At 62.4% G+C, this 22,267-nt stretch carries 26 protein-coding genes; 18 read left to right on the top strand and 8 right to left on the bottom strand.

Going from position 1 to position 22,267, the window contains the following annotated elements:
- The first annotated feature begins 90 nt into the window (after nucleotides 1-90).
- Nucleotides 91-1,311 (top strand): MFS transporter, encoded by a 1,221-nt coding sequence (locus GEV01_RS12050; protein ID WP_152804575.1) that lies wholly within the window; start codon nucleotides 91-93, stop codon nucleotides 1,309-1,311.
- On the opposite strand, the gene GEV01_RS12045 is transcribed toward GEV01_RS12050, so the two are convergent.
- Complete coding sequence (locus GEV01_RS12045; RefSeq protein ID WP_152804573.1) at nucleotides 1,312-1,950, bottom strand: hypothetical protein; 639 nt, start codon at nucleotides 1,948-1,950, stop codon at nucleotides 1,312-1,314.
- A gap of 143 nt (nucleotides 1,951-2,093) precedes the next feature.
- On the opposite strand from GEV01_RS12045, the gene GEV01_RS12040 reads away from it, so the two are divergent.
- On the top strand, nucleotides 2,094-2,852 hold the full coding sequence (locus tag GEV01_RS12040) for a DUF1223 domain-containing protein (RefSeq protein WP_152804571.1): 759 nt from the start codon (nucleotides 2,094-2,096) through the stop codon (nucleotides 2,850-2,852).
- 130 nt (nucleotides 2,853-2,982) lie between these two features.
- Nucleotides 2,983-3,318, top strand: coding sequence for a hypothetical protein (locus GEV01_RS12035; RefSeq protein ID WP_152804569.1), 336 nt, complete (start codon nucleotides 2,983-2,985; stop codon nucleotides 3,316-3,318).
- A gap of 45 nt (nucleotides 3,319-3,363) precedes the next feature.
- On the opposite strand, the gene GEV01_RS12030 is transcribed toward GEV01_RS12035, so the two are convergent.
- The 3 genes from GEV01_RS12030 to GEV01_RS12020 are packed head-to-tail and all read right to left on the bottom strand — an operon-like array spanning nucleotide 3,364 to nucleotide 6,159.
- A complete protein-coding gene (locus tag GEV01_RS12030) occupies nucleotides 3,364-4,161 on the bottom strand; it encodes a hypothetical protein (RefSeq protein ID WP_175023040.1) in 798 nt (265 codons plus the stop codon).
- Nucleotides 4,162-4,163: 2 nt separating this feature from the next.
- Entirely contained in the window at nucleotides 4,164-5,393 is a 1,230-nt protein-coding gene (locus GEV01_RS12025; RefSeq protein ID WP_152804566.1) for a CaiB/BaiF CoA transferase family protein, read from the bottom strand.
- Between the two features lie 49 nt (nucleotides 5,394-5,442).
- Nucleotides 5,443-6,159 (bottom strand): M48 family metallopeptidase, encoded by a 717-nt coding sequence (locus tag GEV01_RS12020; RefSeq protein ID WP_175023038.1) that lies wholly within the window; start codon nucleotides 6,157-6,159, stop codon nucleotides 5,443-5,445.
- Between the two features lie 83 nt (nucleotides 6,160-6,242).
- On the opposite strand from GEV01_RS12020, the gene ugpQ reads away from it, so the two are divergent.
- From ugpQ to GEV01_RS11990, 6 genes are all read left to right on the top strand, one after another.
- Nucleotides 6,243-6,995 carry a glycerophosphodiester phosphodiesterase gene (gene ugpQ / locus GEV01_RS12015; protein ID WP_152804561.1) on the top strand — a complete coding sequence of 251 codons (753 nt, stop codon included), beginning with the start codon at nucleotides 6,243-6,245 and terminating at the stop codon, nucleotides 6,993-6,995.
- A gap of 67 nt (nucleotides 6,996-7,062) precedes the next feature.
- The gene (gene alaS, locus GEV01_RS12010) at nucleotides 7,063-9,672 is read left to right on the top strand and encodes an alanine--tRNA ligase (protein WP_152804559.1); all 2,610 of its coding nucleotides are present in this window, start codon (nucleotides 7,063-7,065) and stop codon (nucleotides 9,670-9,672) included.
- Between the two features lie 201 nt (nucleotides 9,673-9,873).
- A complete protein-coding gene (locus tag GEV01_RS12005) occupies nucleotides 9,874-10,131 on the top strand; it encodes a sulfurtransferase TusA family protein (protein ID WP_008445984.1) in 258 nt (85 codons plus the stop codon).
- A 174-nt stretch (nucleotides 10,132-10,305) separates the two neighbouring features.
- Complete coding sequence (locus tag GEV01_RS12000) at nucleotides 10,306-11,055, top strand: electron transfer flavoprotein subunit beta/FixA family protein (protein WP_152804557.1); 750 nt, start codon at nucleotides 10,306-10,308, stop codon at nucleotides 11,053-11,055.
- 57 nt (nucleotides 11,056-11,112) lie between these two features.
- Nucleotides 11,113-12,045, top strand: a complete 933-nt coding sequence (locus GEV01_RS11995) for an electron transfer flavoprotein subunit alpha/FixB family protein (RefSeq protein WP_070267583.1) — start codon at nucleotides 11,113-11,115, stop codon at nucleotides 12,043-12,045.
- A gap of 75 nt (nucleotides 12,046-12,120) precedes the next feature.
- Entirely contained in the window at nucleotides 12,121-13,911 is a 1,791-nt protein-coding gene (locus GEV01_RS11990) for an acyl-CoA dehydrogenase (RefSeq protein WP_152804555.1), read from the top strand.
- A 145-nt stretch (nucleotides 13,912-14,056) separates the two neighbouring features.
- Here the strand turns inward: GEV01_RS11990 and GEV01_RS11985 are convergent, their stop codons facing one another.
- Nucleotides 14,057-14,473, bottom strand: coding sequence for a MarR family winged helix-turn-helix transcriptional regulator (locus GEV01_RS11985; protein WP_328595499.1), 417 nt, complete (start codon nucleotides 14,471-14,473; stop codon nucleotides 14,057-14,059).
- Nucleotides 14,474-14,565: 92 nt separating this feature from the next.
- On the opposite strand from GEV01_RS11985, the gene GEV01_RS11980 reads away from it, so the two are divergent.
- The 3 genes from GEV01_RS11980 to GEV01_RS11970 all read left to right on the top strand — a co-directional run bounded on the left by GEV01_RS11980 (nucleotide 14,566) and on the right by GEV01_RS11970 (nucleotide 15,899).
- Nucleotides 14,566-15,303, top strand: coding sequence for a siderophore-interacting protein (locus GEV01_RS11980; RefSeq protein WP_152804553.1), 738 nt, complete (start codon nucleotides 14,566-14,568; stop codon nucleotides 15,301-15,303).
- 74 nt (nucleotides 15,304-15,377) lie between these two features.
- Nucleotides 15,378-15,614 (top strand): hypothetical protein, encoded by a 237-nt coding sequence (locus GEV01_RS11975; protein ID WP_152804551.1) that lies wholly within the window; start codon nucleotides 15,378-15,380, stop codon nucleotides 15,612-15,614.
- 63 nt (nucleotides 15,615-15,677) lie between these two features.
- On the top strand, nucleotides 15,678-15,899 hold the full coding sequence (locus GEV01_RS11970; protein ID WP_152804549.1) for a type II toxin-antitoxin system HicB family antitoxin: 222 nt from the start codon (nucleotides 15,678-15,680) through the stop codon (nucleotides 15,897-15,899).
- Here the strand turns inward: GEV01_RS11970 and GEV01_RS11965 are convergent.
- From GEV01_RS11965 to GEV01_RS11955, 3 genes are all read right to left on the bottom strand, one after another.
- Complete coding sequence (locus GEV01_RS11965; RefSeq protein WP_328595498.1) at nucleotides 15,878-16,876, bottom strand: proline dehydrogenase family protein; 999 nt, start codon at nucleotides 16,874-16,876, stop codon at nucleotides 15,878-15,880. The two genes, GEV01_RS11970 and GEV01_RS11965, sit on opposite strands and share 22 nt — an antisense overlap.
- A gap of 82 nt (nucleotides 16,877-16,958) precedes the next feature.
- On the bottom strand, nucleotides 16,959-17,549 hold the full coding sequence (locus tag GEV01_RS11960; protein ID WP_152804547.1) for an outer membrane lipoprotein: 591 nt from the start codon (nucleotides 17,547-17,549) through the stop codon (nucleotides 16,959-16,961).
- Nucleotides 17,550-17,562: 13 nt separating this feature from the next.
- Entirely contained in the window at nucleotides 17,563-17,991 is a 429-nt protein-coding gene (locus GEV01_RS11955) for a TM2 domain-containing protein (protein WP_152804545.1), read from the bottom strand.
- A 218-nt stretch (nucleotides 17,992-18,209) separates the two neighbouring features.
- Here GEV01_RS11955 and rpsP point away from each other — a divergent pair, with 218 nt between their 5' ends.
- The 6 genes from rpsP (at nucleotide 18,210) to GEV01_RS11925 (ending at nucleotide 22,067) form a co-directional block, all read left to right on the top strand.
- The gene (gene rpsP / locus GEV01_RS11950; RefSeq protein ID WP_008446017.1) at nucleotides 18,210-18,455 is read left to right on the top strand and encodes a 30S ribosomal protein S16; all 246 of its coding nucleotides are present in this window, start codon (nucleotides 18,210-18,212) and stop codon (nucleotides 18,453-18,455) included.
- A gap of 14 nt (nucleotides 18,456-18,469) precedes the next feature.
- Nucleotides 18,470-19,030 (top strand): ribosome maturation factor RimM, encoded by a 561-nt coding sequence (gene rimM / locus GEV01_RS11945; RefSeq protein ID WP_152804543.1) that lies wholly within the window; start codon nucleotides 18,470-18,472, stop codon nucleotides 19,028-19,030.
- Nucleotides 19,031-19,051: 21 nt separating this feature from the next.
- Complete coding sequence (gene trmD, locus GEV01_RS11940) at nucleotides 19,052-19,798, top strand: tRNA (guanosine(37)-N1)-methyltransferase TrmD (RefSeq protein ID WP_070358876.1); 747 nt, start codon at nucleotides 19,052-19,054, stop codon at nucleotides 19,796-19,798.
- A gap of 119 nt (nucleotides 19,799-19,917) precedes the next feature.
- On the top strand, nucleotides 19,918-20,304 hold the full coding sequence (gene rplS / locus GEV01_RS11935) for a 50S ribosomal protein L19 (protein WP_008446022.1): 387 nt from the start codon (nucleotides 19,918-19,920) through the stop codon (nucleotides 20,302-20,304).
- Between the two features lie 70 nt (nucleotides 20,305-20,374).
- Nucleotides 20,375-21,043 carry a CoA pyrophosphatase gene (locus GEV01_RS11930; RefSeq protein WP_152804541.1) on the top strand — a complete coding sequence of 223 codons (669 nt, stop codon included), beginning with the start codon at nucleotides 20,375-20,377 and terminating at the stop codon, nucleotides 21,041-21,043.
- Nucleotides 21,044-21,098: 55 nt separating this feature from the next.
- Nucleotides 21,099-22,067 carry a CobD/CbiB family protein gene (locus GEV01_RS11925; protein WP_008446027.1) on the top strand — a complete coding sequence of 323 codons (969 nt, stop codon included), beginning with the start codon at nucleotides 21,099-21,101 and terminating at the stop codon, nucleotides 22,065-22,067.
- The last annotated feature ends 200 nt before the right edge of the window (nucleotides 22,068-22,267 follow it).

Here is a 22,267-nt window from a genome sequence, read left to right as displayed (position 1 = left end):
AAAGTATGAGTAACGGCTTAAATATATATTGGACAGTGGTTCGGTGCAATCCTAAGATGAAGACATCGTACCTCTGAAGAGATCACCATCATGTCGTTGAGCGCCGCCGCAATATCCCACATCACCGTCGGCAGTCCCGAATTCAAGCGCAGCAGCCGCGCGCTGTTCTTCGGCGGCTTTTCGGCCTTCGCCCTGTTGTACAGCGTGCAGCCGCTGATGCCGGTGCTGTCGCATGAGTTCGCGCTGAGCGCGGCGCAGAGCAGCATGGTGCTGTCGGTATCGACCGGGGCGCTGGCGGTGTCGCTGGTGGCGTCGAGCGCGGTGTCGGAGCGCCTGGGCCGCAAGCCGTTGATGGTGGCGGCGATGGTGGTTGCGGCGCTGCTGACGATCTTGTGCGCGTTTGCGCAGAGCTATGCGCAGCTGTTGGCGATGCGCGCGACGCTGGGCGTGGCGCTGGGTGGCATGCCGGCGATCGCCATGGCTTATCTGGGCGAGGAGATGGAGCCGACTTCGCTTGGTGTGTCGATGGGGCTGTACATCAGCGGCAGCGCGTTCGGCGGCATGGCGGGGCGCGTGATCTCGTCGGTGCTGAGCGACCATTTCTCGTGGCGGCTGGCGCTGGCGGCGGTTGGTGTGGCGGGCCTGCTGGCGGCCTGGGAATTCTGGCGGTCCTTGCCGGCGTCACGGCATTTCGTGCCGGTGAGTAGTGGCTGGCGCACGCTGCCGAGCGGCTTACGGCTGCATTTCTCCGATGCGGGATTGCCCTGGTTGTTCGTGCTGTCCTTCCTGCTGATGGGGAGTTTTATCAGCCTGTACAACTACATCGCTTACCGTTTGCTGGCTGCGCCGTTTCACTTCAGCCAGAGCCTGGTGGGGGCCGTGTCGTTCATGTATCTGCTGGGGATTTATGGTTCGGTGTGGGCGGGGCGGCTGGCGGATCGGTACGGACGCCGCCATGTGCTGTGGGCGGTGATGACCATCATGTTCGCTGGTTTGCTGCTGACCTTGTCGAACTGGCTGCCGTTGATCGTCGTTGGCGTGGCGCTGTTCACGTACGGCTTCTTTGCTTCGCATTCGATCGCCAGCAGCTGGGTGGGGCGGCGGGCCACCAGCAACAAGGCGCTGGCGTCGGCCTTGTATCTGTTCTTCTACTATCTCGGGTCCAGCGTGGTCGGTTCGGCGACGGGCGTGATGTGGGGGCGCGGCGGTTGGCCGGGCGTGGTGCTGGTGCTGGGCTTTACGCTGACGCTGGCCATGCTGGTGGCGCTGCGCCTGCGCCGGCTGGCGCCGCTGGTGCAGGCCGAGCGCTGATCATTTGGGGCAGAAGGTGTAGCTCTTGCGGCCGTCCGGGTGGACATGGATGCAGTAGGGGCCGAGGGCGGTGATGATTTTGTAGACGCGTGTTTTGTCCTCGCCGTCTGGTCTGGTCAGTTCGACGATCCTGGCGCCCTCGTACCACTTCGGCGGCACGGCGTCGTGCGCGGCGCTGATGCCGCGCTCCAGGCGGGCTTGCTTGCTGTCCGGCGGCGGCTCCGGCGCGCGTTGCCGATAGCTTGCGCGCAGTTCCTTGTCGATTTTTCCCACGTCCAGTTTGGCCTGGTTCAGGATGTCGCTGGCGCTCTGCGGGCGTTGCGAGGCAGGCGCTTGGGCGAACGGATCGTCGGGCAAGGCGGCTGCCGGCGGCTGCGGATCCGGCTGAGCGGCCGGGGTATCGGAGGCTTTTGGTGGCGTGATGGCTTGCCGTGGCTGTGTGGCGATGGGCTGCGGTGCGGGCTTGTTCTGCGGTTTGCTTTGCGGTTGGCGCGGCGGCTCAATGGCGGGACGGGCGATAGGTAGCAGCCATTGGATCTCTTCCCGGTGCGCGCGTGGCGTGTCGGCCATGTGCTGGCGCTGCATGAATGCATAGATGATCGCTATGTGCAGCAGTCCGGTGACGAGCAGTCCCGGCAAGTAGCTTCTTCGTGGTTTGATCATGCCGGGAGGATAGCTTGCAAAATAGATATTTGTCCATCTTTTAACATCCTCTTACAAAGGCTGTAAGGCTATGGCCGGCGGCGCGACCAAGTTGGATCATATCGAGACCTGGAGACGTCGTGAAGCATTTAATCCTGAGCCTGGCCGCTGCGGCCGCGCTGAATATTCCCCCGGCGCTGGCCGCCGGTTGCAGCGCGCAGAGTCCCGCTTATCGCATCGCTTTGCTGGAGTTGTACACGTCCGAGGGGTGCAGCAGCTGTCCGCCTGCGGACCAGTACGTCAGCGGCTTGCGCGGCGAGGGCGTGACGGCGCAGCAGGCGGTGCTGTTGTCGGAGCATGTCGACTACTGGAATTACATCGGCTGGAAAGATCCGTTTTCCAGCAAGACCTTTACCGAGCGCCAGCGCTGGCTGAGCGATCTGGCCGGTTCGCGCACGATCTACACGCCGGAGATTTTTGTCGGCGGCAAGGAGCAGCGCGGTTGGCCGCGCGGTGTGGTGGATACGGTCAAGCGCATCAATGGTTTGGCGGCGCAGGCGGACATCGCCATCACGTTGGGCGCGGCCGATGCTGGTGGTTTGCCGGTTGCCGTCACGGCCAGGTCCGGGCGCGAGGGGAAGTTGTTTGTTGCGCTGGTCGAGAACGGCGTGGCCAGCCAGGTGAGGGCGGGCGAGAATCGCGGCCGTTTGCTGCGGCATGATTTCGTCGTGCGGGAGTGGCTGGCGCCGGTGTCGTTGTCGTCGGGTGGCGCGGTGGTCAGCCTGACTTTGGCGCTGCCGGCGGGTGCGGTGGCGGGCAAGCTGGGCATCGCGGCCTTTGTGCAGACGGACAAGGGCGAGGTGCTGCAGGCGTTGGCGCTGCCGGTTTGCGGCGGCTAAATTTGAGGGCGCGCTGATCTGCGTCAGTGCTGCCGCGATCGGCGTCCGTTGCGTCGAAACTGGCGGCGGCCTCCACTGTCGAATCTGCACGGGCACGCCTGTGCCTGAGCAAACAGAGGAGGAGTTCATCATGCTGCAAACGAACGACATCCAGCATCGTTTTCATTTGTTGGAGCAAGCGATAGGGCAGGCGGCGCAAGCCTGTTCGGCCGAGCCCTACATCCCGGGCGAACTGCGCGACAGTATTCAGCGCCTGGACCGGCAGTCCGATACGGCCAGGGAAGTATTGCTGTCCCAGGACCAGTTGCGCATCCAAAAACTGGTGCGTGAAATGGAGCGGCTATCCGAGCGAGCCCGGCAGGTGTGCATCAACGTGCCGCGATTGTCGGCCCACATGCGCAGCGCGGTCAATTACATGCACGGGCAGGTCATGGAGCTCAAGCGGGACATGCGCATCAGTTCGTAACCACAAGGAGGCAGGCCGCCTTCGTGGCGGCCTGAACGGAAACGTTCAAGAGAATGAGTCTTTTGGAATCACGTGCCTGAAGGTTGGCTCGATGTTTTTCTCGTGCAGGTGCTGGATGATGTCTTCCAGCGTCGCGTCCTTCAGCAGCAGGCCGGCTGGCGCCGAATGCGGTGCTGGCGTTGGCGTCTTGTGCGTGCGTTCCTTGCCGTGCGGTGGGTGCATGATGGTGATGGCTTGCGTGAACTGCTTGTCGCTGATGCCTTGCAGTCCCTCCAGGAACGCGGCCTGCGCCGCATAGGGCGGCATCATCTCCAAGCCGGTGTCGTCCGCGAACGACGCGCCCATGCCGGGATTGATGAACGCCGCCCAGGTGCCGCTGCCCATGTGCAGGCAGGGCGGCAGTTCGGCCGTGGTGCTGGTCAGCGTGTCGGGACGCAGGCCGATCTCTTCGTTCGGGATGTCGGGGAAGTAGGTCTTGCGCAGCAGGTGCAGGAAATGCTGCGCCTGGTTCAGCGGCACCGGCGTCTCCAGCGACAGCCACAGCCCGTAGCCGTTGCCGCCGTTGATGCTGACCGCCGGCGCAGGCAAACCCAGTTGGTCTTGCAGCGCATTGGCCACGCCGCACAGGCGGTCCCAGTGCTGCAAGGCCGGCGCGTCGCCCATGCGGTTGAAGTCGACGATCATCGTCCGCACCAGGCCGTTGTCGGAAACCAGGTTGAGGGCGGTGGTCTTGTCGCCGCTCAGGTGTTGCGCCAGCATGTCCGCCGTGAGCTCGCCCGCAGGGAAGCACTCCTGGTCTTCAAGCAGGTACAGCCGCTTTAATTCCGCTATCAGTTTTTCCATCATCACAGCACTCCCTGTGCGCGCAGGGCGGCGATGTCTTCGTCGCTCTGGCCCAGCATGTCGCGCAGGATTTCGTCGGTGTGCTGGCCCAGCAGCGGCGGCGCGACGGCGTTGTCGGTCGGCGTCAGCGACATCTTCATCGGGCTGCGCACCAGCCTGGTGGTGCCTGCGGTTGGATGCGGCACGTTCATCACCAGCTCACGCGCCAGCACTTGCGGATTTTTGTAGACGTCGTCGAGGTTGTTGATCGGGCCGCAGGGTACGCCGACCGCTTCCAATTGGTCGATCCAGAAATCGCGCGGCTGCGCCAACACCATCTCGGCCAGCAGCGGCACCAGCTCGTCGCGGTGCTTCACGCGCAGCGGGTTGGTGGCGTAGCGTTCGTGCGCGGCGAGGTCGCTGCGGCCGCCCACTTCGACGAACTTCTGATACTGGCCGTCGTTGCCGGTGGCGACGATGATGTAACCGTCGGCGCACTGGAAGGTCTGGTAGGGGACGATGTTCGGATGCGCATTGCCCCAGCGCTTGGGCGGCTTGCCGCTGTTGAGGTAGTTGCTGCCCATGTTGGCCAGCATCGCCACCTGCACGTCCAGCAGCGCCATGTCGATGTACTGGCCTTCGCCGCTGCGGTCGCGGTGGGTCAGCGCGGCGAGGATGGCGATGGTGGCGTACATGCCGGTCATCAGGTCGGTCAGCGCCACGCCGGCTTTCTGCGGGCCGCCGCCGGGCAGGTCGTCGCGCTCGCCGGTGACGGACATCAGGCCGCCCATGCCCTGGATCAGGAAGTCGTAGCCGGCGCGGTGCGCGTACGGGCCGTCCTGGCCGAAGCCGGTCACGGAGCAGTAGACCAGGTCGGGCTTGATGGCCTTCAGCGATTCATAGTCGAGGCCGTAGCGCTTGAGCTGGCCGACCTTGAAGTTTTCCAGCACCACGTCGCAATGGCTGGCCAGCTCGCGGATCAGCGCCTGGCCGTCGGCGCTGGCGATGTCGATCGTGACGGAGCGCTTGCCGCGGTTGGCGGCCAGGTAGTAGGCCGCTTCGGTGGTGTCGTGGCCTTCGGCGTCCTTGGCGTACGGCGGGCCCCAGGCGCGGGTGTCGTCGCCGCTGCCGGGACGTTCGATCTTGATGACGTCGGCGCCGAGGTCGGCCAGATTCTGCGAGCACCACGGTCCCGCCAACACCCGGCTCAGGTCGAGGACGCGGATATGGCCTAGCGCTTTTGGAGCTGTCATGATGTGTGTAACCTTTTGAGTAATCCAATCAGGCCGCTAGTGTAGTGGCTCAGTCCGGCGCTTGCACCTGATTTTTTTGCAAGGCGGCGGCCAAGGCGCGCGCGGCCTGCCAGCGCGTCAGCGGCGAGGGGTAGTCGGGCTTGCTGCGGCGCGGGGAGGCGCTCTCCCGGAACATCTTCCTGAAATAGCCGGCCAGTTGCTCCGGCGGCCAGCCGGCGCGCCAGGCCAGTTGCATGCCTTCGCGGTCGGCTTCGACTTCCTGCTCGTAGTTGGTCGCGGCCAGCTGGTCGATCAGGGCGTCGGCGTGGTCGACCGCGTGTTCCAGTTCGAGGAAGGGGCGCTCGGCCCAGCGCGGCTCCAGCCGCAGCGCCTGCTGGTATTCCTTCAGGTTGTGGTTCAGGGCGGCGTGTTCGATTTCATGCGCCAGCAGCATGGCCAGTTCGGCGTCGGCCAGCTCCAGCCGCTGCACGTAGGCCTGGCTGACCAGGATTTTGCCGCCGGCCATGCAGTCGGCGTTCTGGTCGGGATCGTTGGTGGTGTGGACTTCCCAGTCCCAGCCGGCGGTTTCCGGATAGTCGCGCTTGGCGCGGGCGATCAGGGTGGCGGCGATGGTGGTGACGCGGGTGGTGAAGCGGGCGTCGGCGTCGAGCACATGGTCGTTCAGGCGCGCGGCGTACAGCCTGGCGGCGCGGGCTTCCACCAGTTGCTGGGTCAGTTCGGCGGCCTGCGGCGCGGCTGCGCAGGCCGTCAGCGCGAGCATCAGCATGCCGGCCTGCCGGCGCAGCCTATTTGACGCTTGCCGCATTCGTGATAATGTTGACATCGTTTCCATCTTTCGAGGCATCCACCATGTGGCCTTACCCAAGAATCGTTGCACATCGCGGCGGCGGTACGCTGGCGCCGGAAAACACCATCGCCGGCCTGCGCGCCGGGCTGGCCTACGGCTTCCGCGCGGTCGAGTTCGACGTGATGCTGTCGCGTGACGGCATCGGCATGGTGATGCACGATCCCGACTTCGGCCGCACGGTGGCGGGGCAGGGCAGCGTGGCCACGACCGACGCCATCGAGTTGTCGGGCATGGATGCCGGCAGCTGGCTGGGGCCGCAGTTCCGCGATGAGCCTGTGCCATTCTTCACCCAGTTTATCGATTATTGCAAGCAGCAGCGCATCTGGATGAATGTGGAGATCAAGCCGGCCGACGGCTTCGAGCGCGAGACCGGCAGTTGGGTTGCAAAAGTGACACGCGAGTACTTTGCCGATGAAATCGCCGCCGGCGACCCGGCCGCCTTGCCGCTGCTGTCCTCGTTCAGCTTCGAGGCGCTGGCAGCCGCCCGCGACGCCGCGCCCGACCTGCCGCGAGGCTACCTGCTGGACCGCATCCCCGACAACTGGCAGGCGCAGGCCCGGGAACTGGGCGCGGTGGCCATCCACACCAACCAGAAACACCTGACGCCCGAGCTGGCGGCGCAGATCAAGGCGGCCGGTTACGGGCTGTTTTGCTATACGGTCAACGATCCCGAGCGGGGCAGGGCGATCCTGTCATGGGGTGTGGACGGCTTCTGTACCGACCGTATCGATTTGATCGGCCCGAGTTTCGCCTAAGACCCTATGGCTCTCACGGTCATATATAATCAACCCTTTGCATTTGCCAGCTACCACTGCTTACGACATGAAATCATCTGAAATCCGCGACAAATTCCTCAAGTTTTTTGAATCCAAGGGTCATTCGATTGTCCGTTCCAGCTCACTGGTGCCTGGCAACGACCCGACCCTGCTGCTGACCAACAGCGGCATGGTGCAGTTCAAAGACGTGTTCACCGGTACCGACAGCCGTCCGTACACCCGCGCCACCTCCGTGCAGCGCTGCGTGCGCGCCGGCGGCAAGCACAACGATCTGGAAAACGTCGGCTACACCGCGCGTCACCACACCTTCTTCGAAATGCTGGGTAACTTCAGCTTCGGCGACTACTTCAAGCGCGATGCCATCAACTACGCATGGGAACTGCTGACCAAGGTCTACGCCCTGCCGGTCGACAAGCTGACCGTGACCGTCTACATGGAAGACGACGAGGCCTACGATATCTGGGCCAACGAAGTGGGCGTGCCGAAAGAGCGCATCATCCGCATCGGCGACAACAAGGGCGCGCGCTACGCGTCGGACAACTTCTGGCAGATGGCCGACACCGGCCCATGCGGCCCGTGCACCGAGATCTTCTACGACCACGGCGCCGACATTCCAGGCGGCCCTCCAGGCTCGCCTGACGAAGACGGCGACCGCTTCATCGAAATCTGGAACCTGGTGTTCATGCAGTTCAACCGCGACGAAGCGGGCGTGATGCACAAGCTGCCGAAGCCGTGCGTCGACACCGGCATGGGCATGGAGCGCCTGGCCGCCGTGCTGCAACACGTGCATTCGAACTACGAGATCGACCTGTTCCAGGCCCTGATCAAGGCCGCCGCGCGCGAAACCGGCGCCACCGACCTGGAAAACAAATCGCTGCGCGTGATCGCCGACCACATCCGCGCTTCCGCGTTCATGATCGTCGACGGCGTGATCCCTGGCAGCGAAGGCCGTGCCTACGTCCTGCGCCGCATCATCCGCCGCGCGCTGCGTCACGGCCACAAGCTGGGCCAGACCAAGCCGTTCTTCTACAAGCTGGTGGCCGACCTGGCGATCGAGATGGGCGCTGCCTATCCTGAGCTGGAAGAAGCCAAGGACCGCGTGGCCCAGATGCTGAAGGCCGAGGAAGAGCGTTTCGGCGAGACGCTGGAAACCGGCATGAAAGTGCTGGAAGCCCAGCTGGCCAAGGACGGCAAGGGCATCGACGGCGCCACCGCCTTCACGCTGTACGAAACCTACGGCTTCCCGCCGGACCTGACGGCCGACATCTGCCGCGAACGCGATATCGAGTTCGACCAGGCTGGCTACGACGCTGCGCTGAAGGAAAGCCAGGAGCTGTCGCGCAAAGGCGGCAAGTCGACCAAGGATGCCAAGGTCGAGTACACCGGCGAGAAAAACAAATTCGTCGGCTACGACAACCTGACCCACAACAGCAAGATCGTGGCGCTGTACGCCGCCGGCACGCCGGTGCAGGAACTGAAGGCTGGCCAGGCCGGCATCGTGGTGCTGGACACCACGCCGTTCTACGCTGAATCGGGCGGCCAGGTCGGCGACCAGGGCGTGATCGCCACCGGCGCTGCGCAGTTCGCCGTCAGCGATACGCTGAAGATTCAAGCCGATGTGTTCGGCCACCACGGCGTGCTGGAATCCGGCTCGCTGAAAGTGGGCGACGCTGTCAGCGCCAACGTGGACGAAGCCAAGCGCGCGCGCACCATCCGCAACCACTCGGCCACCCACCTGATGCACAAAGCACTGCGCGAAGTGCTGGGTTCGCATGTGGCACAGAAAGGTTCGCTGGTCGATCCCGACAAGGCCCGTTTCGACTTCAGCCACAACGCACCGATGACCGCCGAGCAGATCGCCCAGGTGGAAGCCATCGTCAACCGCGAAGTGCTGGCCAACACCGCAGTCCAGCAGCACCACATGTCGTTCGACGACGCCGTCAAGCATGGCGCGATGGCGCTGTTCGGCGAGAAGTACGGCGATGAAGTGCGCGTGATGGACATCGGCAGCTCGAAAGAACTGTGCGGCGGCGTGCACGTGCACCGCACTGGCGACATCGGCCTGTTCAAGATCATCTCGGAAGGCGGCGTTGCGGCCGGTATCCGCCGCGTGGAAGCCGTTACCGGCGAAGGTGCAGTGGCACTGGTGCAGGCTATGAACCGCCGTCTGCTGGAAGCCTCGGCAGCGTTGAAGGCGACCCCGGAAGAACTGACCGCGCGTATCGGCCAGGTGCAGGACCACGTCAAGGCGCTGGAGAAGGAACTGGCCGCGCTGAAATCGAAACTGGCTTCGGGCCAGGGCGATGAGCTGGTCACGCAAGCGGTGGACGTCAACGGCATCAAGGTGCTGGCCGCTGTGCTGGACGGCGCCGACGTGGCCCGCCTGCGCGAAACCATGGACAAGCTGAAGGACAAACTGAAGACCGCCGCCATCGTGCTGGCGAGCGTGGCCGACGGCAAAGTCAGCCTGATCGCGGGCGTGACGGCGGACGCTACGTCCAAGGTCAAGGCAGGCGAGCTGGTGAACTTCGTTGCACAACAAGTGGGCGGAAAAGGCGGCGGACGCCCCGATATGGCGCAAGCCGGCGGTACCGATCCTAGCGGTCTGCCAGCAGCTCTGGCGGCGGTTCCGGCATGGGTGGGCGAGCGCGCCTAAGTTGCCAAAAAGCCTTGTAATGCAGTAACTATGCGGCCTGCGTATCTTGCGCAGGCCGTTGTTGTCTGGAGCGAGCTGTTGTATACTTGCCAGTTCCCGTTGCAAACTTGCAACGCACTATGAACTATTTTGGTGCAGCGCGTCATGCGGTCCGTTTTGGAGTAGTATGACGACAGTCCTAACAAAACATGCGGGTTCTTGATGAGCGACACGATACTTGAAAACGAAATCATGGAATTCCACAAAGAACTCGACGCGCGCGGTTTGAACTGTCCGCTGCCGATCCTCAAGGCCAAGAAAGCCTTGTCCGAGTTGCAAAGTGGGGAAGTCCTGCGCATCATGGCAACCGACCCGGGTTCCGTGCGCGATTTCCAGGCTTTCGCCAAACAGACGGGCAACGCCCTGTTGTCGCATGTCCAGACCGGCCGTGAATTCGTCTTTTTGATGCAGCGCAAATAATCCTGCTGCGTCTTTTTCCTAGAAACATCGTCTGAGAGATTTATTTTTTAGACGATTTCTACTAGCTAAAAAACGCACGATCGTGCTTTATTTTCTTGTGCGGGCTGAATTTCTCATATAATCTAGCCCACATAATTTAGTCCCGAATTCTTTAATTTTTCCAAAGGCACAGCTATGAAAGTCTTGGTACCCGTCAAACGCGTGGTCGACTACAACGTCAAGGTGCGCGTCAAGTCCGACGGCACGGGCGTAGATATCGCCAACGTCAAAATGTCGATGAACCCATTCGATGAGATCGCTCTGGAAGAAGCGATGCGCCTCAAAGAAGCCGGTAAAGTCACCGAAGTGGTCGCCGTATCGTGCGGCGTGACCCAGTGCCAGGAAACCCTGCGCACCGGTATGGCGATCGGCGCCGACCGCGGCATCCTGGTGGAAACCGCTGTCGACCTGGAGCCGCTGGCCGTTGCCAAGCTGCTCAAGGCGCTGGCCGACAAGGAACAGCCACAGCTGATCATCCTGGGCAAGCAAGCCATCGACGACGACTCGAACCAGACCGGCCAGATGCTGGCAGCCCTGCTGGGTTGGCCGCAAGCGACGTTCGCGTCGAAAGTGGTGCTGGAAGACGGCAAAGTCACCGTGACCCGCGAAGTGGACGGCGGCCTGGAAACCCTGGCGCTGACGCTGCCTGCCATCGTCACCACCGACCTGCGCCTGAACGAGCCGCGCTATGTGACGCTGCCGAACATCATGAAGGCCAAGAAAAAACCGCTGGATGTGACCAAGCCAGAAGACCTGGGCGTCGATGTGACCCCGCGTCTGAAAACCCTGAAAGTCGTCGAGCCTGCAAAACGCTCGGCCGGCTTCAAGGTTCCGGACGTCGCCACCCTGGTCGCAAAACTGCGCACCGAAGCTAAAGTCATCTAAAGAATTTAATTCCTGTTCCGGGCGGAGCCCGGGACAGGAATAATTAAAGGAAAAATCATGGTCGCATTAGTTATTGCAGAACACGACAACGCTAGCCTGAAAGGCAGCACCCTCCACACCGTGACCGCCGCAGCACAATGCGGTGGCGACGTGCACGTCCTGGTCGCTGGCTCGAACGCCGGCGCCGCCGCTGCCGCCGCCGCGCAAATCGCCGGCGTGTCGAAAGTCATCGTGGCCGACGCCGCTTACTTCGCCGACGGCCTGGCCGAGAACATCGCCGAGCAAGTGCTGGCGCTGGCCGGTTCGTACAGCCACATCCTGGCTCCAGCTACCGCCTACGGCAAGAACATCCTGCCACGCGTAGCCGCCAAGCTGGACGTTGCGCAGATTTCGGAAATCACCAAAGTGGATTCGCCGGACACCTTCGAGCGTCCTATCTACGCCGGTAACGCGATCGCCTACGTGCAATCGTCGGACAAGATCAAGGTCATCACCGTGCGTTCGACCGGTTTCGACGCCGCTGCCGCCACCGGTGGTTCGGCTGCGACCGAGACCGTTGCTGCTGTTGCCGACAACGGCAAGTCGGCCTTCGTCGGCCGTGAGCTGGCCAAGTCGGATCGTCCAGAACTGACCGCCGCCAAGATCATCGTTTCCGGTGGCCGTGGCATGGGCTCGGGCGAAGCGTTCAAGATCCTGGAACCGCTGGCAGACAAGCTGAACGCCGCCATGGGCGCATCGCGCGCCGCAGTCGACGCCGGCTACGTGCCGAACGACTGGCAAGTCGGCCAGACCGGCAAGATCGTTGCGCCTACGCTGTACATCGCCGTCGGTATCTCCGGCGCGATCCAGCACTTGGCCGGTATGAAGGATTCCAAGGTGATCGTCGCGATCAACAAAGATCCTGAAGCGCCGATCTTCTCCGTTGCCGACTACGGCATCGTGGGCGATCTGTTCGACATCGTGCCGCAACTGGTTGCAGAACTGGGCTAAGCAAGCCAGTGTGAATACAGGGCCACGCTGATCCGGAACACCGGATTGCCGTGGCCTTTTTCTTGGAGAGATAAGATGCCATATCAAGCACCCCTGAAAGACATGCTGTTCGTGATGAACGAACTGGCCGACCTGGCCGGCGTCAATGCGCTGCCGGGCAATGAAGATGCAACTCCGGACACGGCCGAAGCCGTGCTGGAAGAGAACGCGAAATTCGTCGCCAATGTGGTGGCGCCGCTGAACAATCCCAGCGATAAAGAGCCGAGCTTCTGGCACGATGGCCAGGTGACGACGTCCAAAGGCTTCAAGGAGGCCTTCAAGGCCTTCGCCGAAGCTGGCTGGCAAGGCGTGCAGCATCCGGTGGAGTTCGGCGGCCAGGGCCTGCCTAAGCTGCTGGCGACGCCATGCATCGAAATGCTCAACGCGGGCAGCATCTCGTTCGCGCTGTGCGCGCTGCTGTCGGATGGCGCGATCGAAGCGCTGCTGACCGCAGGCAGCGATGCGCAGAAAGCCACCTATCTGGAAAACCTGGTGTCGGGCAAATGGACCGGCACGATGAACCTGACCGAGCCGCAAGCCGGCTCCGACCTGGCCGCCGTGCGCACCCGCGCCGTGCCGCAGGACGACGGTACCTACAAAGTTTTCGGCACCAAGATCTTCATCACTTACGGCGAGCATGATTTCACCGAGAACATCGTGCACCTGGTGCTGGCGCGTACGCCGGACGCGCCTCCGGGCGTGAAGGGTATTTCGCTGTTCATCGTGCCTAAGTTCCTGGTCAATGCCGACGGCACGCTGGGCGCGCGTAACGATGCGCATTGCGTATCGATCGAACACAAGCTGGGCATTAAGGCCAGCCCGACCGCCGTGCTGCAATTCGGCGATCATGGCGGCGCCATCGGCACGCTGGTGGGCGAAGAGAATCGCGGCCTGGAATACATGTTCATCATGATGAACGCGGCCCGCTTCGGCGTGGGCATGCAGGGCATCGGCCTGGCTGAGCGCGCTTACCAGAAGGCGGTTGCCTTCGCCAAGGATCGCGTGCAGTCGCGTGACCTGGCTGGTTCGGCTGGCCCAGTTTCGATCATTCATCATCCGGACGTGCGCCGTATGCTGATGTCGATGCGTTCGCAGACCGAGGCGGCGCGTGCGCTGGCCTACGTCGGTGCGGGTATCAGCGATGTGGCGCATAGCCATGCCGACGCGGAAGTGCGCAAGGCCAACCTGGCTGTGTACGAGTATCTGGTGCCGGTGATTAAGGGCTGGTCGACCGAGATGTCGCAAGACGTTACCCGTGATGGCGTGCAGGTGCATGGCGGCATGGGCTTCATCGAAGAGACTGGCGCTGCTCAGCACTACCGCGATTCGAAGATCCTGACGATTTACGAAGGCACTACCGCGATCCAGGCTAATGACCTGGTTGGCCGCAAGACTGTACGTGATGGTGGTGCGGTGGCCAAGGGCATCATCGCCCAGGTGCGCGCGACTGAGGCGCAGCTGGCTGCGGTTGACAGCGCTGACTTCAAGGCGATACTGGCGCAGCTGTCGTCCGGCAGCAAGGATCTGGAAGCGGTGGTGGACTATGTGGTCGCCAATATGAAGAGCGATATCAAGGGTGTGTTTTCGGGTAGCGTGCTGTACCTGAAGCTGGCTGGCCTGGTGCTGGGTGGCTGGCAGATGGCGCGCGCGGCCCTGATCGCGCAGCAGAAGTTGGATGCCAACGAAGGCGACGCCAGCTTCTACAAAGCCAAGATCGCCACCGCGCGCTTCTTCGCCGACCACATCCTGTCGCAAGCATCGAGCCTGCGCATTGCCATCATCGACGGCAGCGCCGGCGTGCTGGCCTTGAGCGAAGACCAGTTCTAAGCGGAGTTTGCGTCCCCAGCGAAAGCGGCCTTCGGGCCGCTTTTTTTTATACCACCGGGGTCAAGTCTGACATTTGGACACGAGCTTTACCGTAGCAGTTGCTTACGGTAGCGTTCGTGTCCAAATGTCAGACTTGACCCCATTTTTATGCGCAGTCGTCGAGGTTGGATTTGACTTGTAGCAGCAGGCTGTGCAGCGTTTGCTGTTGCTCGGGGCTCAGGCCTTGCAGGGCTTGCGTGTTCAAGACTTCGGCCTGGCGTTTGATTTTTTGCTGGATGGCGCGGCCGGCGTCGGTCAGCGACAGGCGCGTGTTGCGGCGGTCGGCGGCGTCGGCTTCGCCTTGCAGCAGGCCGCGTTCGCGCAGCGCTGTGACCAGGCGCGTCAACTGCGCCTTGTCCTTGCCGGTGCGCTTGGCCAGGTCGCTCTGCGTGCTGCCCGGGTGGCGCGCGAAAAATCCCAATACCCTGCCTTCCATCGGCGTCATCTCATGCTGGCCTTCGCGCAAGGCCTGGAATTGCTGCGAACGGAACTGGTGCATGATCGTATGCACGAGATCGAGCACGCCATCCAGGTTGGGATCGCGAGAATGGTTGACTTTGTCATTTGATTTCGGAATAATGGGTGACATTATCAATTATCTGGATAGGCAAAGACATGAGTATAGACGCTCCAATCAGCCGTGTGCAGCGGGTTCGGCATGAACTCAAGATCCGTGAGGTGGAAGTGGCGGAAGTGCGCGATATCGGCACGCATTTCCGTCGTGTCACGTTCCGCGGGCCGGCTTTGCATGATTTTCACAGCGCTTCGTTCGACGATCACGTCAAGTTCATCCTGGGGCAGGGCGAGGATGCGGTCAAGCGCGATTACACGCCGCGCAGTTTCGATCCGGTCGCGGGGGAGCTGTGCCTGGAGTTCGCGCTGCATGGCGATGGTCCCGCCGCGCGCTGGGCGGCGCAGGCGGCGCCGGGGCAGCGCGTGATTGTCGGCGGGCCGCGTGGCTCGTTCATCATTCCGGCCGATTACGACTGGCAGCTGCTGGTCGGCGACGAGAGCGCCTTGCCGGCGATAGCCCGCCGTCTCGAAGAGTTGCCGGTTGGCGTGCGGGTGATCGTGATCGTCAAGGTGGGCGATGCGGCCGATCGTCGCGTGCTGGCCGGCAGTGCCGAGGTCGATCTGCGTTGGGTGGGCGATGACGAGGAAATGGTCGCGGCGGTGCGCGCGTTCAGCCTGCCGGACGGCGACGGCTACGCCTGGTGCGCGGGCGAGGCGGCGACGATGGCGGCGGTGCGGCGGGAGCTGGTTGGCGTGAAAGGCCTGGGCAAGCATCAGATCCGGGCCGCCGCTTACTGGAAGCGCGGCGGCAGCGGCTTCCATGCGACGCTGGAGGATTGAAGCCGGGCCTGCAAAAGTTGAATCCACCGCAGTGCGCGCTGCGTACAAGGAGGATGTCAACCACGAGGTCCTGTATGAAATCTATCGTTCTTTCTCCCGTTGCCGTCGGCGGCGATCGTAAAACCTACGCCGTCAGGCGCATGAACATCGCCGCCCAGCGCCTGCTGCATGCCGAGACGCCCGGCGAGGAAATCCGGGCCGGCCAGTGGGTGCTGGCCTGGGCCGTTGCCGCCGGCGCCCGCCCATCCGACCGCGCGCTGCGCGAGGCTGAGTCCAGCATGAGCTCGCTGGTGGAGTTGCGATTGCATTGAGAGACTGACTCGTTGCCGTACTATTGCGCCTTATAGTATTCTCAAGCAGGAAGGGTTGAAAAAATGAATACGGTTCGTTACGCCATCGTGATCGAAAAGGCAGAGGGGAACTACTCGGCCTATGTGCCGGACTTGCCCGGCTGCGTGGCTACTGGCGCCACAGTGGCTGAAGCGGAGTCCTCGCTCCGGGAGGCCATCGTTTTCCACCTGGATGGCATGCGCGAGGATGGTTTGCCTATCCCCGCGCCGGCCAGCCTGGTCGCTTATGTGGATGTCGCTGCCTGACTTGGGCTCATCACGTCAATGATCGCCTGGTAGACGCGCACCGGTTCTTCGGCGATGCGGTTCAGCACGTAGAGGAAGTGCTCGTCGCCGAAGACGGCGTATTCGCGCGTGGGGAAGCCGCGTGCTTGCAGCCCGGCGATCTGCTCGGTGCCCAGGCCGATCAGCGATTCGAATTCGAACCAGCGCGGGTCGATGCGTTCCTTCAGGATCAGCGCGCTGAGGTCGCCCTGGATGCTGCGGTCGTGGGTGGCGATCGAGCACTTGTGGCCGCTCAGCAGCAGTTCCTGCGCGTAGCGGCGGTAGGCGGCGGCCAGTTCGGGGCTGTTGCGGTGGTGGGAGATGTCTTCCGATTCGAGGAAGGCGCCTTTCACCAGGCGGATGCGGCCGGGGATTTTCATTAGCGACGGCAAGTCCTGCTCGGTGCGGTGGCGCTTGGCCGGCACGGTGATGCCGACGTTGTGCAAGCCGTCTTCCCGGTGCAGGCGGGCGTAGATGGCGTAGATGTCGTCGGCGCGGTCGGCGGCTTCCATCGAGATCATCACTTCGCGGTTGATCTCGGCCGCTGCCAGCGCGATGCGGCGGGTGTTGCGGTAGCCCAGTTCGGTATCCACCGTCATGCCCACGTGCGACAGGTCCAGCGAAACCGAACAGTTCAGGTTGCGCTGGCCGATGGCCTTGGTCAATTCCATGAAGACTTCAGTTTCGGCCATCGCGAAGGCTTCGTCGCGCACGCTTTCACCCATGTATTCGGCCGAGGCCGCATGGCCCTGGGCGATGATGTGCTCGACCCGTTGCAGCGCGTCGGCCACGGTGCGGCCGGCAACGTAGCGCTGCGATACCTTGTGCATGTAGGGGCGCAGCAGCGGGTCGTTGCAGAATTTTTCCTTGGCGCTCTCGTCGAGCGCCAGTGCGCGCAGGGTGGTGGCGGCCTGGTCTACCAGCGGCTGCCATAGTGCGGGGAAGGCGGGATGGTGCACGGGATCTCCTGTGGTGGTCGAATATGCAAGATGTGGTGATGCAGGCGAAAAAAAACAGCCCGGAGGCTGCTTTTTATTTTGCCTAGTTGCGGACCAGGTTGCCGTTGTCGTTTCGAACGCGGTCGCCGCTCATCATGCGCGGGTCGTGGTCGAAGTTGAAGCTGACCTGTTTGCCGTCGTCATACTGCACGTGCACGGTCCACTGTTTGGTGGACTTGGCTTTTTCTTCGATCTTCTTGCCGGCGTAGGCGCCGCCAGCCGCACCGGCCACGGTGGCCAGTTCGCGGCCATGGCCGCTGCCGACCTGGTTGCCCAGCAGGGCGCCAGCCACGCCGCCGGCGATCACGCCCAGCGCACTGCCTTCACCGGCTTTGTCGCTGACCACGACCGAGGTCACTTTGCCGCATTCCATGCAGCTGGCGCCCGGCTTGGCCGGGGAGGCTTTGAGCTGGGCCTTGGCCAGCGCCATCGATTTGTCGTATTCGGACTTGGCGTCGCGTGTGCATTGCATGCGGGCGGCCGAGTTGCTTTCTTCCGCGCACAGCTTCTTGTCTTCGGCGTAGCGGGTGGTGATGCGCTTGGATTCGGCGTTGTATTGCTCTTTGGGTGTTTGTGCCTGGGCGGCGGAGGCCAGGGTGGCCAGGGCCAGGGCCGCGAGGATAGAACGGTTCATGCTTTTCTCCTTATTAACCGTAGGAGCCACCAGTGTACAACAAGTCAAACAGGCGGGAGATGGTGGCGATCAGGCTCCCCGCGCCGACCATCATGCTGGCGACCAGCACCACGGCCAGCGGCCAGTGGGTGTCCGATTGCTTGCTGGAGCCGGGGTTGAAGCGGGCGTCCCACTTCTCGTCCGACATCAGGCCCAGCACCAGCGCCTCCAGGAAGCCGGCCAGGCCGGAGGCCATGATGGGCAGCAGTTTGTAGAAACCGTCGGCGTCGGGCCAGGCGGCGCTGATGGCGGCGGACGCGGGCAGGCAGGCCAGGTGCAGCCACAGCCAGGGGTCGCGCAGGCCGCGCAGGTAGAGGCGCTGCAGGCCCAAGCCGCCGGCCAGGAAGGCCAGCAGGGTGGCGAAGGTCTTGTTTTTGTGCGAAGTGTGGTGCAAAACAGTCATAGTTGTTGAGCAGTAGGCGGAAAACATGCAGTATCGGTCATAATACGGCCCCCGGCGGACCTTTTTTATGGACAAGGCTATTGCCCCGCACGCCGGATCGGGGGATAATCTTCGATTACCCCAATCTGCCCGATTATTTCATTAACGCTTGCTGCTTCGCGGCAAAGCGCGCTATAATTTGCGGCTTTTTCCGTCCTAGCACACTTTTTGGAAATATTATGGTCGTTATTCGTTTAGCTCGTGGAGGCGCCAAGAAGCGTCCGTTCTTCAACATCGTTGCAACCGACTCGCGCAATCGTCGCGATGGCCGTTTCATCGAGCGCATCGGTTTCTACAACCCGATGGCATCCGGTGGCGAAGTGCCACTGCGCATCACCGCTGACCGTCTGGCTCACTGGCAATCGGTTGGCGCACAACTGTCGCCTACCGTGGCTCGCCTGGTAGCTTCGAACAAAGCTGCTTAAGTCTGGCTGCTGGTTTGACCGATAAGAATGCATCCGGGGTGCAAGTCCCCGACGATCTGGCACAAGTAGGCTTTGTCTTTGGTGCTTATGGCGTCGCTGGCTGGGTGAGGGTACGCCCTTTCTCGGAAGATGCGGATGCACTCCTGTCGGTAAAAAACTGGTGGATCGACAAGCCTGGCTTGCACGAGGTCGAAGTCAAGCAGTGCAAACTGCATGGCGGCGACGTGGTCGCACAGCTGGTGGGAGTGACCGATCGGAACGTCGCAGAAGCGCTGAAGGGCGCAGCTGTTTCGGTTCCGCGCAGTCGTTTCCCGGCCTTGTCCGATGATGAGTTTTACTGGGCCGAGTTGATCGGTCTGGATGTAGTGAATTTGCAAGGTGAGCACCTCGGTACGGTGACTGACATGATGAGCAATGGTCCACAGTCGATCTTGCGCATCCAGCCAGCCGCTCTGCCCGATGCTGATCCTGAAGTTGCGGCGCAGGAGCGCCTGATTCCATTTGTGGACGCGTTTGTCATCAAGGTAGACAAGGCCGCAAAGAAGATCACTGTCGACTGGGGCCTTGATTATTAAAGAACATAAGGGCGGCCCGCCATGCAATTCGATGTCGTGACCCTGTTCCCTGAAATGTTCGCCGCACTGACGCAGTCGGGTGTCACCCGGCGCGCGTTTGAACAGAATAAATGTGGCTTGTCGTTGTGGAATCCGCGTGATTTCACGACCGACAATCACCGTACCGTGGATGACCGCCCCTATGGTGGCGGCCCCGGCATGGTGATGCTGGCCAAACCCCTGGAAGCGACGCTCAACGCGGCGAAGCAACGCCAGACCGATGCCGGTCTGCCCGCGCCCCGCGTAGTGTTCATGTCGCCCCAGGGCAAGCAGTTGACGCATGAGCGCGTGATGCAGCTGAAGCAGGAGCCCGGTCTGGTGATCCTGTGCGGCCGCTACGAGGCGGTGGACCAGCGTTTGCTGGACCGTTGCATCGATGAGGAAATCAGCCTTGGCGATTTCGTGCTGTCCGGCGGCGAGCTGCCGGCGATGGCCTTGATGGATGCCGTGATCCGCCAGATTCCTGGCGTGTTGAACACGGATGCCTCGGCGATCGAGGACAGCTTCGTCAACGGCTTGCTGGATTCGCCGCACTACACGCGGCCTGAAACGTATGAAGGTGTGGGCGTGCCGCCGGTTCTGATGGGCGGCAACCACGCCGAGATCGAGAAATGGCGCCGTCAGCGCATGCTGGAGGCGACCGCGCGCAAGCGCCCGGATTTGCTGGTCAAGGCGCGTGAGGCGGGGCAGCTCACCAAGCTTGATGAAAAGTTTTTGGCAGGTTTGTAAACCTGTTGTCGTAGAAGCCGGCGGACATGTCGTCCGCATGGTTGTTTAACCCCATCCTCTACTGGGCATCGAGTTTCGACTCATAGCGCGCCAGCACGATGGTTTATGGAGTCATCTAAATGAATCTGATTCAACAACTCGAGCAAGAAGAAATCGCTCGCCTGGGCAAAAGCATTCCTGACTTTGCACCTGGCGATACCGTGATCGTCAACGTTAACGTAGTCGAAGGCACCCGCAAGCGCGCCCAGGCTTACGAAGGCGTCGTCATCTCCCGTCGTAACCGTGGCCTGAACTCGAACTTCATCGTTCGTAAGATCTCGTCCGGCGAAGGCGTAGAGCGTACCTTCCAGCTGTACTCCCCGCTGATCGCTTCGATCGAAGTGAAACGCCGCGGTGACGTACGTCGCGCTAAACTGTACTACCTGCGTGATCGTTCCGGTAAATCGGCACGTATCAAGGAAAAACTGCCAAACCGTCGCCCAGTGGCGAAAGCAACCGCCGCTTAATAGCTGCGTTTGTGTTTGGATAGAAGGGGCGCCTATTGGTGCCCCTTTTTTGCATGTATGGAGGTAGTGTTTGGCCAAGTCCCTGTTCGATCCTCAGCAATTACCAATTGACGCCATTGCAGGCGAGCCCGCTGTCGCGCCGGAGCGTTTGACGCCCGCGTGGTTGCGTGGCCGCTTCATCGAGCAGCCGCTGTGGACGCCCGAGGGCGCCGAGGAATCGCTGGGCAGCCTGTCGCAGCGGCCGACGCCGACGCCTGCCTCGGTCTTGATCCCGCTGGTGCAGCGCGAGGGCGGCCTGACTATCCTGCTGACCCAGCGCACCGCGCACCTGACCGATCACGGTGGCCAGATCAGTTTTCCCGGCGGCCGCGCCGAAGATTACGACAGCGATGCGGTCGATACCGCGCTGCGCGAGTCGGAGGAGGAGATCGGGCTGGCGCGCCGCCATGTGGACGTGCTGGGCACCTTGCCCAAGTATCTGACCGGCACCGGTTATTGCGTCACGCCAGTGGTGGGGCTGATCGCGCCGCCGTTCGAGCTGACCGCCGATCCGTCCGAGGTGGCGGAGATCTTCGAAGTGCCGCTGGCCTTCCTGATGGATGGCCTGAATCACCAGCGGCTGTCGGTGCAGCTGCCGGGCGGCCGGCGCAGCTTCTACGCGATGCCGTACGGCGACTATTACATCTGGGGTGCGACCGCAGGCATGCTGCGCAATCTGTTCCATTTCTTGCGCGCATAGTCACACTACGCTATCGTAGCGGGCATCAAGGCATTGCCGACTCAAAGGATCACTAATGACTTTTCTTTCCATTCTATGCGCACTGCTGATCGAGCAAATGAAGCCGCTGCGCGCAGACAATCCGATCTACGCTGAAATCAAGAGCCTGGCGTTGCGGATGGAGACCTGGTTCAACGCCGGCCACTCGACCCACGGCCGCATGGGCTGGTTCCTGATGATGGCGATCCTGATGGTGCCGACGGCGCTGATCTACTGGGTGCTCAAGCACTACAACTGGTTCCTGGCCGCCTTCGCATGGAACGTGCTGATCGTCTACCTGACGCTGGGCTTCCGCCACTACAGCCATTACTTCACCTCGATCCAGCTGGCGCTCAACGCCGGCGACGACGCCGCCGCGCGCGCCTTGCTGGCCGAGTGGACCAAGCAGGACACGGTGGGCATGGAAACCTCCGAGATCGCCCGCATCGCCGTCGAGAAGTCGCTGATCACCACGCACCGCAATGTGTTCGGCGTGTTCTTCTGGTTCCTGATGCCGCTGGGCCCTGCCTGCGCCGTCATGTACCGCGTGGCCGAGCACCTGGCGCGCGCGTGGAACGAACCTGAGCACATGCGCAACGAGGCCTTCGGCCAGTTCGCGGCGCGCGCGTTCTACTGGATCGACTGGATCCCTGTGCGGCTGACGGCGGTGGCTTTCGCCGTGGTCGGCAATTTCGAGGACGCGATCTATGCATGGCGTAACTTCGCCCACCGCTGGGCGGACGAGGCGATCGGCATCATCCTGTCGGCCGGCGGCGGCGCCATGGGCGTGCGCCTGGGCTCGCCGGTGGAGAACGCGGCCAAGGTACTGCCTGCCGATGCGGCCACGGTGGACCTCAGCGATGAGGAGCCGGACGTGCTGCCGGGTGAAGAGCCGAGCGTGCGCGCCTTGCAAAGCACGGTGGGCCTGGTGTGGCGCGCCTTGCTGCTGTGGATGATGTTGTTATTGCTGTTGTCGGGCGCAGTCTGGCTCGGGGCGACGCCTTAAGCGGGTACAATAGCGGCATTGCTGTGGTGCAGAATGATGATTATTCTGCACCAAAGTGGTTAATCGCGCTGGAATCTGGATTGAAATCAATGACTTACGTATTCAGGTCTTCTATAAGATATAATACGTAAGATTCTTACAGAATGATATCCGCCCGTCCGACCAAGCCGGGATCTTCCACGCATTCTTGTTACCAACAA

Origin of the sequence: Rugamonas rivuli (assembly GCF_009380165.1) — a bacterium.
Taxonomy (GTDB): domain Bacteria; phylum Pseudomonadota; class Gammaproteobacteria; order Burkholderiales; family Burkholderiaceae_D; genus Rugamonas; species Rugamonas rivuli.
Note: the sequence above shows the minus strand (reverse complement) of the source record. Positions and strands in the feature narration are given on the sequence as shown.